This is a genomic window from Streptococcus sp. SO2, from assembly GCF_030440025.1.
Window position 1 is genome coordinate 1 of sequence record NZ_JAQFJH010000019.1, and the last position, 16,171, is coordinate 16,171.

At 35.2% G+C, this 16,171-nt stretch carries 16 protein-coding genes and 1 pseudogene; 3 read left to right on the forward strand and 14 right to left on the reverse strand.

Annotation, left to right across the window (positions count from 1 at the left end):
- The first annotated feature begins 29 nt into the window (after positions 1–29).
- Positions 30–422 (forward strand): 30S ribosomal protein S9, encoded by a 393-nt coding sequence (gene rpsI / locus PCY17_RS10675; RefSeq protein WP_000075973.1) that lies wholly within the window; start codon positions 30–32, stop codon positions 420–422.
- Positions 423–531: 109 nt separating this feature from the next.
- Here rpsI and PCY17_RS10680 read toward each other — a convergent pair whose 3' ends face one another.
- From PCY17_RS10680 to PCY17_RS10710, 7 genes are all read right to left on the reverse strand, one after another.
- Positions 532–1,749, reverse strand: a complete 1,218-nt coding sequence (locus PCY17_RS10680; protein WP_301394486.1) for a tyrosine-type recombinase/integrase — start codon at positions 1,747–1,749, stop codon at positions 532–534.
- A gap of 68 nt (positions 1,750–1,817) precedes the next feature.
- Complete coding sequence (locus PCY17_RS10685) at positions 1,818–2,078, reverse strand: helix-turn-helix domain-containing protein (RefSeq protein WP_272155338.1); 261 nt, start codon at positions 2,076–2,078, stop codon at positions 1,818–1,820.
- 48 nt (positions 2,079–2,126) lie between these two features.
- Entirely contained in the window at positions 2,127–3,518 is a 1,392-nt protein-coding gene (locus PCY17_RS10690; RefSeq protein ID WP_301394488.1) for a Rep family protein, read from the reverse strand.
- 195 nt (positions 3,519–3,713) lie between these two features.
- Complete coding sequence (locus PCY17_RS10695; protein WP_272155336.1) at positions 3,714–4,475, reverse strand: cell division protein FtsK; 762 nt, start codon at positions 4,473–4,475, stop codon at positions 3,714–3,716.
- Positions 4,469–5,068 carry a hypothetical protein gene (locus tag PCY17_RS10700; protein WP_272155335.1) on the reverse strand — a complete coding sequence of 200 codons (600 nt, stop codon included), beginning with the start codon at positions 5,066–5,068 and terminating at the stop codon, positions 4,469–4,471. The genes PCY17_RS10695 and PCY17_RS10700 overlap by 7 nt, the downstream gene beginning before the upstream one ends.
- Positions 5,069–5,140: 72 nt before the next feature.
- Positions 5,141–5,533: a hypothetical protein gene (locus PCY17_RS10705; protein ID WP_272155334.1), complete on the reverse strand. Its 393-nt coding sequence runs from the start codon at positions 5,531–5,533 to the stop codon at positions 5,141–5,143.
- A gap of 497 nt (positions 5,534–6,030) precedes the next feature.
- Positions 6,031–6,366: a helix-turn-helix domain-containing protein gene (locus PCY17_RS10710; RefSeq protein WP_000169361.1), complete on the reverse strand. Its 336-nt coding sequence runs from the start codon at positions 6,364–6,366 to the stop codon at positions 6,031–6,033.
- 144 nt (positions 6,367–6,510) lie between these two features.
- Between PCY17_RS10710 and PCY17_RS10715 the strand changes: the two genes are divergently transcribed.
- Positions 6,511–9,120: an SEC10/PgrA surface exclusion domain-containing protein gene (locus tag PCY17_RS10715; protein WP_272155333.1), complete on the forward strand. Its 2,610-nt coding sequence runs from the start codon at positions 6,511–6,513 to the stop codon at positions 9,118–9,120.
- A 387-nt stretch (positions 9,121–9,507) separates the two neighbouring features.
- Here the strand turns inward: PCY17_RS10715 and xerC are convergent, their stop codons facing one another.
- The 7 genes and pseudogenes from xerC to PCY17_RS10750 form a co-directional block, all read right to left on the reverse strand.
- Positions 9,508–10,725 (reverse strand): tyrosine recombinase XerC, encoded by a 1,218-nt coding sequence (gene xerC / locus PCY17_RS10720; protein ID WP_084944071.1) that lies wholly within the window; start codon positions 10,723–10,725, stop codon positions 9,508–9,510.
- A gap of 65 nt (positions 10,726–10,790) precedes the next feature.
- Positions 10,791–11,054, reverse strand: coding sequence for a helix-turn-helix domain-containing protein (locus PCY17_RS10725; RefSeq protein WP_084944070.1), 264 nt, complete (start codon positions 11,052–11,054; stop codon positions 10,791–10,793).
- Positions 11,045–11,632, reverse strand: a pseudogene (locus tag PCY17_RS10730) (replication protein). The gene PCY17_RS10725 and the pseudogene PCY17_RS10730 overlap by 10 nt, the downstream one beginning before the upstream one ends.
- A 131-nt stretch (positions 11,633–11,763) precedes the next feature.
- Positions 11,764–12,378, reverse strand: coding sequence for a hypothetical protein (locus PCY17_RS10735; RefSeq protein WP_084944069.1), 615 nt, complete (start codon positions 12,376–12,378; stop codon positions 11,764–11,766).
- A 3-nt stretch (positions 12,379–12,381) separates the two neighbouring features.
- Complete coding sequence (locus tag PCY17_RS10740) at positions 12,382–13,458, reverse strand: ATP-binding cassette domain-containing protein (protein WP_000184726.1); 1,077 nt, start codon at positions 13,456–13,458, stop codon at positions 12,382–12,384.
- A complete protein-coding gene (locus tag PCY17_RS10745) occupies positions 13,458–13,772 on the reverse strand; it encodes a hypothetical protein (RefSeq protein WP_000857664.1) in 315 nt (104 codons plus the stop codon). Before PCY17_RS10745 ends, PCY17_RS10740 begins: the two co-directional genes overlap by 1 nt.
- A 99-nt stretch (positions 13,773–13,871) precedes the next feature.
- Positions 13,872–14,399 (reverse strand): hypothetical protein, encoded by a 528-nt coding sequence (locus tag PCY17_RS10750; RefSeq protein ID WP_000221461.1) that lies wholly within the window; start codon positions 14,397–14,399, stop codon positions 13,872–13,874.
- A gap of 279 nt (positions 14,400–14,678) precedes the next feature.
- Here PCY17_RS10750 and PCY17_RS10755 point away from each other — a divergent pair, with 279 nt between their 5' ends.
- A complete protein-coding gene (locus tag PCY17_RS10755) occupies positions 14,679–16,001 on the forward strand; it encodes a hypothetical protein (RefSeq protein WP_084944068.1) in 1,323 nt (440 codons plus the stop codon).
- The last annotated feature ends 170 nt before the right edge of the window (positions 16,002–16,171 follow it).

The window sequence follows — 16,171 nt, forward strand, 5'->3', positions numbered from 1 at the left end:
GACTTATCTAAGGAAAGGAACAATAAAGTATGTCACAAGCACAATATGCAGGTACTGGACGTCGTAAAAACGCTGTTGCACGCGTTCGCCTTGTTCCAGGAACTGGTAAAATCACTGTTAACAAAAAGGATGTTGAAGAGTACATCCCACACGCTGACCTTCGTCTTGTTATCAACCAACCATTCGCAGTTACTTCAACTGTAGGTTCATACGACGTTTTCGTTAACGTTGTAGGTGGTGGATACGCTGGTCAATCAGGAGCTATACGTCACGGTATCGCTCGTGCCCTTCTTCAAGTAGACCCAGACTTCCGAGATTCATTGAAACGCGCAGGACTTCTTACACGTGACTCACGTAAAGTTGAGCGTAAGAAACCAGGTCTTAAGAAAGCTCGTAAAGCTAGCCAGTTCTCTAAACGTTAAGAACCAGCTACAATACAGCATTTACAACACTTCATGGTTCACACCATGGGGTGTTTTTTTGATGATTTTTAGCAAAATTCACACCATTTTTCACACCAAATTCACACCATTACTTTTTAAGATTGCGATAAGCAATCTCTCCAACAGCCATTGGAATGACATTTGAAGTATTTACATAAGTCTTAGTTGTAAGGGTATCGCTATGAGTAAGAGCCTCTGAAATAGCTTCAAGTGAAGTTCCTGCTTGTTTAGCTAGAGTTGCACCTGTATGGCGTAATTTGTGAGGTGTAGCGTGTGTCAGCTCCTTATGACGGTGTTTGACAGATTTCATTTTATTGTTAAGATAGTCAGAGTGCAGGGGGCTATTAACATTACCCTTCATATCGATATAAGTAAAGACATATTGTTCATCAGATTGAATAATACCAAATTTTGCCAGCTCAGTTTTTTGTTGCTTTTTCCAAGATTGGAGCAATTCAGTTAGTTCAATAGGGATTTGAAAAGTTGTTTTCTTGTTCCCTTTTGTAGATTTTACATTTTTATATTTATCTAAGGCTTGAACCAATTGAATTTCCTGTTTCTTGATGTTAATGTGCTTCCATTGCAAACCATAGCTTTCGGATTTTCTATCTCCTAAGAAAAAGGTAGTATAGAATAGCACATAATCTTTGAATGAGAGCTTCCCGTTTTCTAAATCATCTTCAAAAGCTGTAAACCATGCTTGAAGTTCTTCTTGAGATAGGTATAAATCTTCATCTTTTTTAGATTCTTGCAACTTGATTTTCTTAGTGGCTTTGATACGACTTATTGTTTTAGATAGGCGGTTTGTTTCGATATATTCTAATTCTTCCGCCCAGTCAAAGATAGAGTTAACGTAGCTCCTGATAACTTTGAAATTTGCATATTCTTCAGCCTTTTGAGTTAATAGATTTAAAACAACTTGTTTATTTTGATTAAGAAACTCAATAGAGTAGTTGCCAAGCATAGGTAAGATATGTTTTCTAAAGGCAATTTCTGTACCAGTTATAGTAGCTTGAGAAGGTGGCTTAGTCGTAGAAGTGGTTTGTCCTGCTTTGTAGGATTCCCACCAAACGTTTTTATAGAAGTCAGAAAAGAGTATAGAACCATTATTTTCTAGTAAGGCTGATTCTCCACTAAGAATTTTGTCAATCTTGTTTTGAAGTTCTAGTTCGTATTTTTTTGCTTCACTCCTTGTTTTGAACCGTTTTTCAATCACTTTCTTATCGACACCTAGTGAAGACTTAACTTCCTCAGGAATGTAGATTCGTAAGCGATAAGTTCCATTTTTAGTTTTTGTAATTGACATAGTATTCTCCTTTTTAATTGAGCTAGAAAAATACCGTGATTTCATTATAACAAACCACGGTAGAAATTCTACTGATTTTGTAACCAGCGATTGATTTCTGCTTTATCAAAGCGAATAGTTTTTCCAACTCTAATGTAAGGTAATCCTTTTTTAATCCAACTGTCTAGAGTATTGTTTGAGATGCCTAGATAGTGGCAAGCCTGTTGTTTGTTTAAAAACGGACTTTCAAGGTTACTATTGTTCAATCTATTTTCAATTTCTTTTTTGATAAGTTCAGCGAGTAGAAGCTGAATCTGGTGAATTTGTTTGTCTGGTAAAATAACTTGCATCTGTTCCTCCAATATGTGATATAATAGAGGTATCAAGAGATACCCTATTTACTTTTCTTGATTATCTGTAACCTCGTCCTCGCTCGCCAAAGTTTCGGATGGGGTTTTTGTTTTGTCGTACTCCCATATATCCCATTGATTGTTGAGTCCAACCTTTGAAACTAGCATGGATAGAAGCTCTTCTTTACTTTTCATTTCGTTATCATGTGTGAAATCGTAAGATAGATAAACTTCATGTCCAATCTCTGGGATTCGTCTCAGATTGTTCAATGTTCTTGTAGGGTGAGATTCATAAAAAATAGGTTCATCCCCCACACCCTTTAACGTTGCTAGATGTTCAATTCTTCGAACATATTGTGATAAATCCTCACGATTATTTCCTTTAGTATGATAGAAGAAGGTCAAAGGATGTTTAGAGCTTGTGATGATAATGACTTTGGCAGCGCCTATTTTATTTTGATAACGTGCTGAGATAGGACTAATATTATATGGATCTAAAACTTTTAACCAATCTGAAGCAGTTAAGCTATCTCCTCGGACATCATCAAGTAGTAGTATCTCTTCTCCGTTTACTTCATCAAACATATTTGTGCCTGCGGTCAGGACTGATTGCCATTTTTTATTATTCAACTTTGCTAACTGAATAAGACTTTTTGCTATCTCTTTTGCAAATGTTGACTTGCCAAGTCCAGAAGCTCCATATATGAATAAGATTGTCTTTTTAAACTCTCCGTTTTCCAGTTCATCTTTTGTTTTTGCGCACTTGATTTCTCCAGTACTTTTAATTGCTTCGTTTACTTTAACTTTATGAACTGTATAAAGAGTATGATATTGCTTATTAAGTAGTATTTCCTTTTTCGTAATATTCCCGTTTAGAATGTTATCAATTAATAAATCGATATCCTCATAACTTTGTAGCACTTCCTTTTTTGCTTTTCCTTTAAGCCAGCTTACATGTCTTTCGTGATAAACTTCTAAATAGTTTTTACCTGTTAGAGTAATCACTTCATCAGGGCTGTATTGATACTTATCTTTATCTTTTGCATGAATTAAGTAAGCTAACAAGTTATCGTATCCATATCTTCCCGACTTTGCTTTTTCAAGATATTGAGGTTCTAGTCCAATTTGTACAGCTAAATCAGTTAGTGTTGCACCTTTCTCAAATTTGAGTAAAGCGTGAATATGTGGCTCTTTTAGTTTGGAGACTGTTGAATTGGTTACACTGTCAAAAACAAGTGATGTATCCTTGTCATGCTTGATTGCGTATGCTTCGGAAACAGTTGCGACATCACTAACTCTTTTTACTATTTCCTCAAGAATTTTATCAACATTTGCAGATTTAATGAGTTCTTCATCCCAACCATTTTTCCAATATTTAGGATCAAAGTATTGTGTAATTGCTACAGAAGTCAAAAGTGCTTCTTTTTTCTTTGTTGCCATGTATAATTAACCTTTCTTTTTTTAACTATTCTTTAATTATTCTTTTAACTATTCTAGTGTTAGACCGTTGACAAGCCCAGTCTAACACGTGCGTAGAATAGTTAGAATTTAAGTTAGAAATATTTTGCCTACCGCAGGTTTGCACCTCAGAGGGTTAGGGTTGGTAAAATGAACAAGCACTTCGGCTTGCCAACCCTAACCCTCTGAGGCGCTTTCATTTGGTGGCTGATACTGCTCAAGCATCTTCGTAAGTACTTTGTTCATTTTAGTAAAATCACGAATGTTCCGAACTTGAACTTTTATAGGTTGACTACCGTTTATTTCTTGATACCAACCATAGCGGTTTGGAAGAGCTTCTAGCTTTTGTCCAGGTTCAAGGCAGAAAATATTATTTACGATCGCTGAACGTGAAGCCATATTACCTAAACCGAGAACAGCTCCAAATTGATTTCGAAGATTTGTATCGATTCCGTCTTGCGCTAGTAAATCTTGGGAAACAAAGCAACAGAAAATGGAGCGACTTCGGCCACTGAGGATGATAGACTTAAGCATCTTTTGAATTTTACTTTTCTGTTTTCCTTCGAGCGAACTCATCAAAACAGTCACTTCTTCAACTAATAAAATCAATGGTATTCTTTCTATAGATCTATTTTCTTGACGGCGAATCATCTCATTATAAGCGACTTCGATAGCTTTGTGAGCCCTCCAACCGAGAAAAACATTAGGACTATCTTCAAATTCTAGCCAGTCTTCCTGTTTAATTTCAGAAACGACAAGCATTGGTAACGCTCTTTTTTTTCTGTGAGCAGTAATAAATACGTCAGTGACAACCATCTTAGCGATTACTGATTTTCCTGAACCTACATTACCAAGAATCAGGTAGTTAATGATAGAACTAGGAACCTCCCAACCTAGTTTTCCACCACCTACTTTTAATAATGGTCTAGTATCTACCATAAATCTAAGTCCTCATCAAATTCCTCTTCTTGAACAACTTCAGAAGCTCTTGCCATACGATTGTATGTTGCCTCTTCGACTGTTTTAACATCGAATTTAGCAACCCAACCAGCACCAATATTCATTTCTATGTGCATATAGTCAAGAGCAAATTCATTTGTGTATTTAGCCAACACTCCCATGAAATACTCTTCAAGCTCCTTTTGAGAATTTGTGTCAAGATTATTAGCGAGATAGATCCAAACATCTATACCTCGTGTGGTAGCAGGATTTATAGTTTTTAACTGTAAATCATGAGATAAATTTTGATTGAGATGATTGACCACGTTTTGTAAGACAGTACCTTTTCGGACTTGTAGTTGTTCATCAGCTTTCTTATTGAACCACCAAAGTGTGACATTTTGAATCAATGTAGTTATAAACTTAACTTGCTTGCCTGTCAACAAGAGACATTGTTCCCATAAATTTTCATTTTTCTTAACAACCTCATCTGACACAATGAGAAACTGTCGTTTTAGAAAAATGTATAGAATATTAAGACCTTGCCATACAAATAATGCAATAATAAGAGAACAGAATATTTTTATCAACATATATGTTACCTCGTCATATAGTGAGTAGTTATCATTTACATTTTGTAGATGATAACTCACTATTTTTATCACTTATTTTAATGAAATATCAGCAAGCTCAGCTACAAGAGCGAGTCCGACTGGTTGCTTCAACTTGTCAAGAACAAATGACAAGTCGTACTTGTTAAGTACGATGTCAGCGTTGACTAAACTATCTAAGTTCTCGTTTTGATAGTTCTTCAGCTTGACTTTGAAGGTTGGACAGTAAGCCTCTTGAGCAATGCTAGCGAACTGTTCATAGAGTTCGACATCTACGCATGTAAGAGATGCCCATGGTCGTTGATTATCTTGACCCTCGTTTATGATTCCATTGTTTGTATTGATTACTTTGATATCTGACGAGATATCAATAGAAGTTGACAAAGCATCTAAAAATGCTCTTGCGCTTTCGTAGTTTCCTACGATTAATTTTTTCTCTTTTGACATATAAATTTCTCCTTGTCTTTGCGTGGTCAGACTTTTTAGAATGCTGACAAGTAATTTTAATCTTTGATGATAACAAGTTATCAAATGTTATCAATTTAACTCAAATAGTACATTTTTCATCACCCCGATCTTTTAATTTCACTTACTATATCGCAAGGGGATTCCTTCAGCTACGTCATTTTAATATTAAAAATTGAATTATCTCAAAAATACGCCATTGTATAAATATTATAGTATAGGTAGTCAAAAATTTACGCCAGTCTATATATATTATAGTATGATGTTGTTCTAAATTTTCGTCAGACTCTTCTTATTTTGCTTAGGTAGTTAGACCTCTTCGCTGGGATACCTATTTTTTATGCTGTTTTGATTATTCATTTTCGGTAGGGGGAAAGAATTTACGCGAGGGTCTTAGAAATTTTTAACCATACGAAGAACATTCGGTTTTTATTTACAGGAGAATAAAATAAAACCAAGTCATTTTTTTGTGACTTGGTTTATGTTTCTATTTCGTCAATAAGCTGTATCATTAGCTTGAGAACTCGTTCTTGTTTACTAGGTGTTAGTTCCTTAATTTTATATATTAGCTGATTTATTAAAGGATTGCTTTCGGTTACGGATATATCGAAAAAAGTCTCTATATCTGTATCAAGTGCATCCATAATTTTTTGTAATGTTTTGATTTTGATATTTGGTTCAAGGTTTTCTAATTTATAAGTGTATTTTAATGGCAAGTCCGCCAGTTCCTCTAGTTGCTGTTGAGTTAAATTTTTTTGAAGTCTCAGTAATCGGATTCTCTTACCTAGATAAGATTGTAGATTTGTTTTTGTCATATCAGTACCCCTTAAATCCTATCATACTCAATTTTATAGTCTTAAAAAACTACTATAAAAGAGAAATGCTATATAAAATAGTTTTAAAACGCTACAATATGTGATAAAATAGGACTATAAAACTATCAAAAGGAGATTTATACGATGGAATTACAAAAAGATTACGGCAAGAAATTGCGCACAGGCGCAGTTATTTCGACGCTTGCAATCTCGGCTCTTGGGGTATCTACTACGGTATCGGCTAGTGAGACTGAAGTAGCCGTTAATGAGCCTGCAACTAAGGTTGTTACTAAAGACGAGGTCAAACCTAAAGTTCCTACCCAACAAGACGTTGACAAGGCTAAAGCTGAATCAGATAAGGCTAATCAGGATGTAGCTAAGCAAAAAGAAGTAGTTGCATCTACTGAAGCAAACATTGCAGATGCTGAAAAGACTATCGCTGACACTACTAAAAAGGTAGAAGAAGCTAAGACTGTCACACCTGAAAAGGTAGCTGAAGCTAAAGAAGACGCTAACAAGAAAGCCAGTGAGCTTGCGACTGCTGAAAAGTCTGTAGCTGATGCTGATAAATCTGTATCTGCGACTGCTGAAAAGGTTGCTGACCAAACTAAGGTAGTATCTAATGCTGAAAAGACTGCTACAGATGCTTCTAACAAGGTAGCTGAGGCTCAGAATAAAGTAGATTCTCTTTCATCTACTACCGATATTCGTGCACTCGAAAAGAATGCTTACACCTCTACTGTCCAAGTTAGGGTTTCTGAACGTAAGGTAGATGAGGCTCAGAAAAAACTTGACGACGGTAAAAAGGCTGTTGCAGACAAAAAACAGGCTATTAAAGACACCCAAGACAAGATATCTTCTGCAGAAAAAGAGCTTAAACAAGCTACTACAGCCCTTAACGATGCTAAAGCTAACCAATCTCAAAAAGAAGAAGCAGTTAAAGCAGCCAAATCCGACCTTGACCGTGCTAAAGAAGAGTTGTCTGACCAAGGTGGTAAGTATACCATCAACGTAAGCCAGGAGTATGTAAATCTTCTTAAACAGTACATTTCTAACCCAAGCAAAGAGCTTTCAGACCAACTAAAAGCGCTCGCTTTCAAAGAGTACGAAAAATTTGGTAAAATTACTTTCGATGGTGGGGAAGTTTATCGTTACGACTTGAACTACCCTCAAGCGTCTAAGAAAGACCTTAACACAAAGGTAGATATCAACAATCTTGATTACGAAACTCGTAAAGAGCTTTCTTTGTTCGCAGCAGACCTTATCAACCAACTTCGTAAACAATTCGGTACAGACCCTGTTAAGGTTACAGAAGATGCAATTCGTATTGCTAACGAAGTGGCTCGTACCTCTAAAGAAGAGTATGGTCACGACTTCGATGCTCTTAGCAAGGTAGGAGAAAAAGACAACGGTTTGCTTTTGGGTGAGCTTGCAGGTTTCAGTGACGACGAAACAACTACTGTTGCAGACCTTAAACGTCGTATCTATGACGATATCTTGTCTATGTTGTTTGACGATTCTCATGCTAAGTGGGGGCATGCAAACTCACTTAGTGGGGTACTTCCAGCAAGCCCTAATGTTGGGTACATGCAGTACACTGGTCTTGGTTTCCGTTCTAACAAGCGCTTTACTTCTGTAATCCACTACATCAAGATTTCAGATAACTTACTTTCAAACAATTCAAAATTTGATAAGACGAAAGTAGTTACTGCCCCAAGTCAACAAGAACAGCTTGCAAAATTGCAGGAAAAGGTAGACTTGGCTGAGAAGTCTTACATCGGTGCATACACAGCCCTCAAAGAAGCCGAAAGAGGGGTATATCTTGCTAAGACTAAGTATGGTAAAGCTGACGATGAACTTTACTTTGCTCGCAAACACTTGTCCGATATCCAATTGAACAAGATTGACCTCCCAGCTCTCGAAAAGGCTCTTGAAGACGCCAAAACTCAGTTGGCTGAAGACAAGCAAGCTCTAAAAATTGCCAAAGAAGTTCTTGAACTAGCTAAAACAAACGCTATTGACAAGGCTAAGGCTCTTGCTGATGCTAAAAAGGCTCTTGAAACAGCTAAATCTGAAAAAGCAACAGCAGACAAGGCTCTTGAAACTGCCAAAGGTGAATTGGAAGTTCTTACTAAGGCTCATGATGTAGCAGTCTTGGCTCGTAAGTCAGCTGGTGCAGACCTTGCTCGCAAACGTGAAGCTTCTAAAGAGGCTAGTGATACTTATGAAGTGCTTGAACTTGCCCTTACTAAGCGTGATGAAGTTCTTAAAGCTTTGGACAAAGAGCTTACTGACGCTAATGCTAAACTTGGTGTACTCCGTACTGAGTTGAAGACTGCTAAGGACGAGTTGGCTCGTCTTGAGGGTATCGCTGAAGCTAAGGCTCGTGGGTATGAGAACTTTAAGCAACTCAAAGCCGACCATGACGCATACCTTGCTGAACAACAACGCTTGCAAGCCTTGAAAGATAAAGAAGATGCAATCCGTAAAGCAGGTGGAGAAGTTAAACCTGTCCTTGATGCTAACGGTAAAGTAGTTGATGTTGTGGATGCTAAGGCGCAAAATAAGGCTGTAGTTGCGACAGTGGGAACTAAAGACGATAAAACATATCAAGCTCCTGCACAAGCTACAAATGCAAAAGCAGAACCTAAGAAACAACTTCCAAATACAGGAACTAAGAATTCAGGACTTTTAGCATTGCTTGGAGCAAGTGTTGGACTACTAGCTTTAGCAGGAAAACGAAAATTTAGATAGAAAAGAAAGAGAGCGGTTGGCTCTCTTTTCTCTATTACAGTTCAGTTATATATAAATTTTATATGGTGTGAACTTTTTGGTAAAATCTAGCTCAATTCGTGTATTTTTAGGGTGAAATTCACACCATTCAACTGAAATTTATTCAAATTAGATGAAATTCTGTTTTCTGAAAAAGTGGGAAAACATTGATTTTAAGCATTTACTGAAGGTTATTCAAATCATAGTTTTTCCAACCAGGTCTTAAGAAAGCTCGTAAAGCATCACAATTCTCAAAACGTTAATCAATACGATTATATCAACGTTTCAAAGCACTCAAGAGTTTACCTCATGGGTGCTTTTTTTATGTTTTTTGAAAAAGTTCACCTCAAAATTTACCTTATTTTCACCTCATTGTTTTAGAGACTTTAAGGCAAATTCACCGACTGCCATAGGGACTACATTAGAAGTATTGACATAAATCTGTGTTGTACCTGTATCGCTGTGTGTTAGGGCTTCGGAAATGGCTTCTATGCTCATTCCTGCCTGTTTAGCGAGCGTTGCTCCCGTATGAGGTAGTTTGTGTGGCGTAGCGTGTGTAAGCTCTGGGTGTCGCTTTCTGATAGTTTTCATCTTATTATTGAGATAGTCAGAGTGTAAAGGTTTATTGGTATTTCCTCTGGTATCTATGTAAGTAAAGATGAATTGTTCTGGATTACTGATGATACCAAAATTTGCCAGTTCATATTTTTGTTGTTTTTTCCATGAAGTCAGAAGTTGAAGTAAGTCACTAGAAATAGAAAAGATTGTTTTTTTATTTCCTTTGGTAGATTTTACTTGTCCGTATCTATCTAAAGCCTGAATTAACTGAATCTGAGATTTTGAAAAGTCGATATGTTTCCACTGGAGAGCATATGTTTCTGATTTTCTATCTCCAAGGAAAAAAGTGAGATAGAAAAGGACGTAATCTTTGAGTGATATTTTATCATTCTCTAAATCCTCTTTAAAGGCTGAAAACCACTCTTGGAGTTGCTCATGAGTTAAATATAAATCTTCATCACGTTTTGATTCTGCAAGTTGAATTTTTTTGACAGCCTTAATTCGCCTTAAAGTTTTTGCAACTCTATTTGCTTCAATATACTCAAGTTCTTCCGCCCAATCAAAAATAGAAATAACGTAACTTCGTAAAGTTTTGAAGTTTGCATATTCGTTAGCTTTTGACGTCATTAAATTTAGAATAACCTGTTTATTTTGGTTTAAAAATTGAATCGTATAGTTGCCAAGAAGTGGTAGTATATGCTTTTCAAAACATGTTTTGGTATTGGCAATTGTTGACCTGCTTGGTGGTTTAGAAGTAGATGTAGTTTGTCCTGCTTTATAGGATTCCCACCAAATATTAGTATAGAAGTCTGAGAAAAGAATATCTTCTTTGCCTAGTCCCGAAAACGCATTATCTTCAATTTGGTTTAACTTCGTGAGTAAGTCTATCTCTGCTTGTCGTGCCTCCTTTCTTGTTTTAAACCTTTTATCATAATAGTTATTATTAACGATGCCAAGAGGCATTCGTGCTTCTATTGGTATATAGACTTTTAAGCGGTAAGTTCCGTTTTTTGTCTTACTGATAGTCATGATATTCTCCTTTTCATCGAACCAGAAAATATCATGACCATTATAAAATAAAAATCTTGATTTTTCTAGTTGTTACTGTTTAGCCAGCGGTCAATAGATTCTTTGTGGAATCGAATTGTTTTTCCAATTTTGATGGATGGAAGCCCCTTTTGAATCCATGAATCAAGAGTGTTGTTGGAAATTCCTAAATAGTCGCAAGTCTGTTGTTTGTTCAAATAGGGACAACTTAAAGGATTTTTTTCTAATTGTTGTTTAATTTCTTTTCGAATAAGATTGGATAGTAATAGTTGAATTTGGTGAATTTGCTCATCTGGTAGGATTACTTGCATTCGTTATCCTCCTTCCCATATCTAGAATGACGGCGTGAGTCCAGATATTTTGCAAAGAAGTAAGTTTTATCCATAACTAAACTTAGCAACTGCTGATTTTCTTTTCTAGCGTATCTTACTAAGTTGTTAAATTCTGTAAAATTATGTTCTTCTATCATATCAATTACCATTAAAAGAAATTCGTCACTGTTGTTGCTGATAAGAAATTTATCTAGCTCAAAGCCACAACCAGTTTAAATTTGATTGATATCGTACAGAGTCTTTTCAGGATTTTCTGCATGAGTGAAGTAGTCATACATTCCTTTAGGAGACATAACAGGTTCTACATGGGCCGGTGTATTGAGGTTCTTAATTAGTAATTCGGAAACTTGAGAATAGCTTTTGAGTGAATCAAAATATAATGCTCCATGCTTGTGAGCTTTTTTAAATTCTCCCGTTTCCTTGTTGATGTCTTTGTCGTGCCATGGACTGAGAACAAAGGGGATATGCATGTTCTCTAAAACATCCAGATAATGCTCAGGGGCACTTTCCTGATAAAGAAGGAAAGCCCACTTGTTCGAGCGTTTTTCTTTAGCCATTTATTTCCTTTCTATGATTGATGATTATTGGTGTAATGGGGGTCGTAGTAACCCCATTACACGTGAATAGATGATTTTGAAAATACGGGGCTATTGGCTTTCACTATGTGAGCCAAGCCCCATATTTTCCTTTATCTCTTAGTTCCTGTAAACCAAAGTGTATTACCTTTTCGATGGGGTGAAGAAAAATAATAGTGTGGATTTCTGTTTGAAATTTCTTCCTTGATATCATCTTCCATTTCTTTCAGTAACTTCTGAGCCTGTTGAGTTCTTGGAATGGCAAGTAAGACAGTGACGTTTTCTTTTCTTACATCTACTGTACACCCTAAGACAGAGTGATTGAAACTTTTTAAAATGGGGTTGATGCGAGTAACGGTCTGATTCTCAATTGTATTCATTGATTCATATTGTTCATCTTGCTTCAGAAATTGTCTCATTCTAGAAGTCTGGTAAATAGACTTGAAATAATTCCATAATGAATCTTTTAAAAATCTTTGAACTAACTCAATGCTAACCAAAAGAGTAGGAATGAGAATAAGGCAGAATGACAATAGTTGAATGTAATGTTCAAGAGCAGTCAACTTATCTAGTATTGTTGTAAAAAGTCCTTGCATTTCAGAGAGTTTAGTGGTTTCTAACATTTGAATAAGTAAGTTGATTCCAATCTTAAAGAGAAAGCTAAGAAACGCAAGGATTATTAAGTTCGCATTTAGGTTGTAAGTCGTTTGAAAGAAAGTTTTTTTCATAGGTTACAGAATGCCTTTCTTTGTATAATAGGTAGGACAAAGGAGAGGTAAAACTTGATAAGGATGTTCATTATCAATAATCTGAATAAGTCCAGTTCCTTTTCCAATAGGGATAACAATGCCTTCAGGGTCTAAATCAGGGAATAGAAATTGCGTTGTCTTCTTGTTGATATTACCAATTTGAATTAAGACATTTAATTGTTCCCGAACAGAAATTGGGATAGATGTATGGTCGAAACGCTGACTGACTAGAAAAAGATGGACTTTTGTAGCTCGCCCAAGCAAAGCAATTTGAGATAGAAGCGAAAAGAAAGAGTCCTTGATGGTTTTATTGACTCCCTCGGTTAATGCAAGTACTTCATCAATGACGATAGTTAAATGTTCAAATGGATGGTCTGGCTTATCATAGAGAATTTCCTGTCTCTGTTGAATAAGATTCAAGCAGGCGCTTAGGTTCTCATTGATTTCTGAAACAAAGTCTGATTTAGAGCGATTTTTCTGAGGGTGTAGAACGGCAATTCCATTTTCACGAGCCCAACGGCTAGGCGTATCAAATTTAGGGTCTACAATAATCAAGTCAGAAATATTTTTGAGCATATTGAGAAAATAGGTTAGAGCATAAGATTTACCTGATCCGCTGTTCCCAGCGATAGCCATAGAAGTTACTTTGTTAAAGTCAAGAGTAAGATTTTTCATGATGGGAATAAGATTTCCCTTCTGTTTTGTCGTGAATTCATCCAGATCAGGAATCACTAGGCGTTCAGAAACGCCTGCTGTCCAAGGGAAGAAGAGCCCACGCTGGACATGAATATCATTTGTATCTAGTGCCATAAAATAGGCTGAATTTTGTTTGAGAAGAGTGAAGCGAGGATAAAGAGCAGCATTCGCAATCAGGAAAATTTTCTGATAGAGTTCATCATCAATGATATAACCAGCTGGCAAACGAGGAAGAAAGAGGAACCCTTCGTCCATAATTTTGCAGTCAAAGCTATTAGTATAGCTGGTTTCTCCTTGCATAATGCTCCCAAGTCCCATATTGAGGCTTTGGAGCAGATATTGTCCCAGTTCTCTATTCGTCATTATTTGACCTCCTTGAGATTGTCAGCTTTGAAGTAGACGTTAAAGCCAACTTCGCAGGCTTGAAGATTATCAAACTGTACCAATGCCATATAAGATGGTAGCTCCACTTCGGATTCAAATTTGACGGTAAAGGGCGGAAGTCCTTTTTGTGAGAACCAAGCTTTATAAGCAATGATTTCACCTGTTGGTTGGCCGTCTTCAAATTTAATTTGTGCTTCTAGTTCAGTGCTCAAGCAGAGAATGCCCTGCTTGTTGTCAATATATTCGTTAGCAGTATTGACTGAGTAGCCACCTTTGCGATTGCGTGTTTTCATTAGATTTACCTCGTATTTGATTATTTGTCTTAGCTAAGAACAATCTTAGTTTAACGTAATTTCATGAAGTAGACTGTCAGTTTTTATGACAGTCTATCTTTAAAATTGTGATATGAGGCAGGCAAATTCAGATAACCAATCAGTTATTTTTTCAGCAATTTGATAGGATGTTTCTTCTTCGGGAAAATCTGAAATAAAGCTTGATAAGGAGTCTAGAAAAATTTTTTTATTTTTTTCAATGATTTGCGATACTTCTTTCTTTGAGACATTGGAAAATTTTTTTGCTATTAACTTTTTTAGAAAAGTATTTTCAAAAGTAGGATCTATCAAAATTGTAGATATTATATTTTCAATAAGTAGTAGTTCGAATTCAATACTTGGGAAAAATAATTCCCTAGGATTTTTATAATCTAAACTGGTCTGAAAAGCTAACGAAGCATTAAAACTAATATTTCTTTTTCCCTTTAGAATTTGTCCAACTGTTGTTTCGGATAATAACTCAACTTCCCCCTCAGCTGTTTCATATCCAATTTGATTTTGTAACATTTCTCGCTCATTAAGTATTCTCTTGAGCTCTATACCTAACAGTTTGCAATATAATTCCTCTATTACACTTTTATATGTCATTTTACTTCCTTTCCGTCCTTGGACGGAATAGAAACACAGTCGTTTACCGAGCTAAGTATGAAAAAAACACACCAAAGAAACGGTGAAACATTTGACATAGCGAATACCTGAAGATGTAGCTATGTTCTGAGTTTCAATCCGTCCTTTGGTGCACCTTTGGACTTCATAATTTTCCATTGAAATAGGGATAATTACATTATAAAGTTAAAAACGTGGTATAATTAAGGTGATTTTTATAAAATAACAACTAAAAAACACCACGTTATAAAAAGGAAGAGTATGATTTTTAAAAGGACAAAGAAGTATTTTATCGATTGTGCTTCATTGAGGCTAGATTCTAAAATTAAAATTATAAATGAGGAACGTAAGTCAAGGGCTTCAACAGAGTATTACTGGTATACAGGTCAAGAAAAGAAAATAAATAAGAAATATAAAAAACTTACGAATAGAGAGATTTCTTCAAGCAATTCTCCGTTAATTAGCCTTATTAGAAGAGGGATTGTAACCTCAAAGAATCCATATCTTTATACTCCTAATGCAATAGAAGATGTTTTGAACAATTGTAAGTTGGATGAATATGGCACAAAATTAGGTTTAGTTAGTAATGAAAAAAAGAAATATATAGCGCGTAATATAATGTTTAAATCTTATGATGAAATTTGCTTTGGTGATCGTTCCGAACATTGGAAACTCAAATCCTTCCTATCATCTATTATTGTTTTAGATATTCTTTTTGAGTCGTATGATGACAATCTATGGAGAATAGTTTTGGGTTATATGCCACTTAATATTGAATTCGAAAAAATAAGATTAGAGGTTGTTGATGTTCAAAAAGTATATGGGATACTTTTTGAAGAGCATTATGAATTATTTATGACAGGTATTTTTCGGGCTACAGAAAAAGTTCTTAATATTAGTACCTTATTTTGGGAATTTTATGAAGAACGTGTAAAAAATGATTCAAAAAACATCAATAAAATAGTATTTATTGATGTTTATCTGAATGAATTTTACAATGAAATTTTAAAGAAAAAAATAGATAAATTCATTAATGATGGCAGTTATTACGGCTATAAAGAAAAATATATTCATGAAAATAGTACTTATCAAAGTTTAGAATCAATAATTTCAATTCAACAGGAGATGCGTTTGTACCAAGGTGATATGGAATCGGTTGAAATTAGAAAAAAATATGGTAATAAAGTATGGAATGATAATGTGTTAAACGGTCTAAATAAGGATAACATTAATAACGTTCTGGGTAAGTATACTGATGAATATTTAGATTATGAAGATATAGATGTCATATACGCAACATATATATTAGAACTGACAGAAAAATTACTTCATTTAATGAGTAGTTTCCAAAGTTTTAGAGAAGAAAATTCTCATTGGCAAGGTAATTATTTAGGTTATGTCAAAAAATACCAATATGGCAATGAGATCTTAGAATATATACAAACAGGAGATAAAGAGCTCCTGAGACCTTTGATTTATAAAAGCTTACAATATGGAAACAATGGATTTGCAAGAGAAAGATATTTTATAAAAAGACATCCAGATAGCTATTTAGCTCGAGAAGTAAGAAAATTTCATGAATAATTATGTCCAATATGTTTATAGAAAACAATAAAATTGCCTATTTAACTCTCTAGACAGAAACTAAACATATGTTTTATGTTACCAATATCATAGTAATTACAGGATTTATTAGTATAAAAAATAATAATTATAATGTATTAAGAAATTAGATAAGGTTTTTAACTGGAAAT

Coding starts and splice junctions, on each gene's coding strand:
- PCY17_RS10725 (WP_084944070.1), bottom strand. CDS start 11,054: ATGCAAGTAATCCTACCAGATGAGCAAATTCACCAAATTCAACTATTA.
- PCY17_RS10710 (WP_000169361.1), bottom strand. CDS start 6,366: ATGACAAAAACAAATCTACAATCTTATCTAGGTAAGAGAATCCGATTA.
- PCY17_RS10700 (WP_272155335.1), bottom strand. CDS start 5,068: ATGTTGATAAAAATATTCTGTTCTCTTATTATTGCATTATTTGTATGG.
- PCY17_RS10750 (WP_000221461.1), bottom strand. CDS start 14,399: ATGACATATAAAAGTGTAATAGAGGAATTATATTGCAAACTGTTAGGT.
- PCY17_RS10740 (WP_000184726.1), bottom strand. CDS start 13,458: ATGACGAATAGAGAACTGGGACAATATCTGCTCCAAAGCCTCAATATG.
- PCY17_RS10715 (WP_272155333.1), top strand. CDS start 6,511: ATGGAATTACAAAAAGATTACGGCAAGAAATTGCGCACAGGCGCAGTT.
- rpsI (WP_000075973.1), top strand. CDS start 30: ATGTCACAAGCACAATATGCAGGTACTGGACGTCGTAAAAACGCTGTT.
- PCY17_RS10685 (WP_272155338.1), bottom strand. CDS start 2,078: ATGCAAGTTATTTTACCAGACAAACAAATTCACCAGATTCAGCTTCTA.
- PCY17_RS10690 (WP_301394488.1), bottom strand. CDS start 3,518: ATGGCAACAAAGAAAAAAGAAGCACTTTTGACTTCTGTAGCAATTACA.
- PCY17_RS10745 (WP_000857664.1), bottom strand. CDS start 13,772: ATGAAAACACGCAATCGCAAAGGTGGCTACTCAGTCAATACTGCTAAC.
- PCY17_RS10680 (WP_301394486.1), bottom strand. CDS start 1,749: ATGTCAATTACAAAAACTAAAAATGGAACTTATCGCTTACGAATCTAC.
- PCY17_RS10695 (WP_272155336.1), bottom strand. CDS start 4,475: ATGGTAGATACTAGACCATTATTAAAAGTAGGTGGTGGAAAACTAGGT.
- xerC (WP_084944071.1), bottom strand. CDS start 10,725: ATGACTATCAGTAAGACAAAAAACGGAACTTACCGCTTAAAAGTCTAT.
- PCY17_RS10755 (WP_084944068.1), top strand. CDS start 14,679: ATGATTTTTAAAAGGACAAAGAAGTATTTTATCGATTGTGCTTCATTG.
- PCY17_RS10735 (WP_084944069.1), bottom strand. CDS start 12,378: ATGAAAAAAACTTTCTTTCAAACGACTTACAACCTAAATGCGAACTTA.
- PCY17_RS10705 (WP_272155334.1), bottom strand. CDS start 5,533: ATGTCAAAAGAGAAAAAATTAATCGTAGGAAACTACGAAAGCGCAAGA.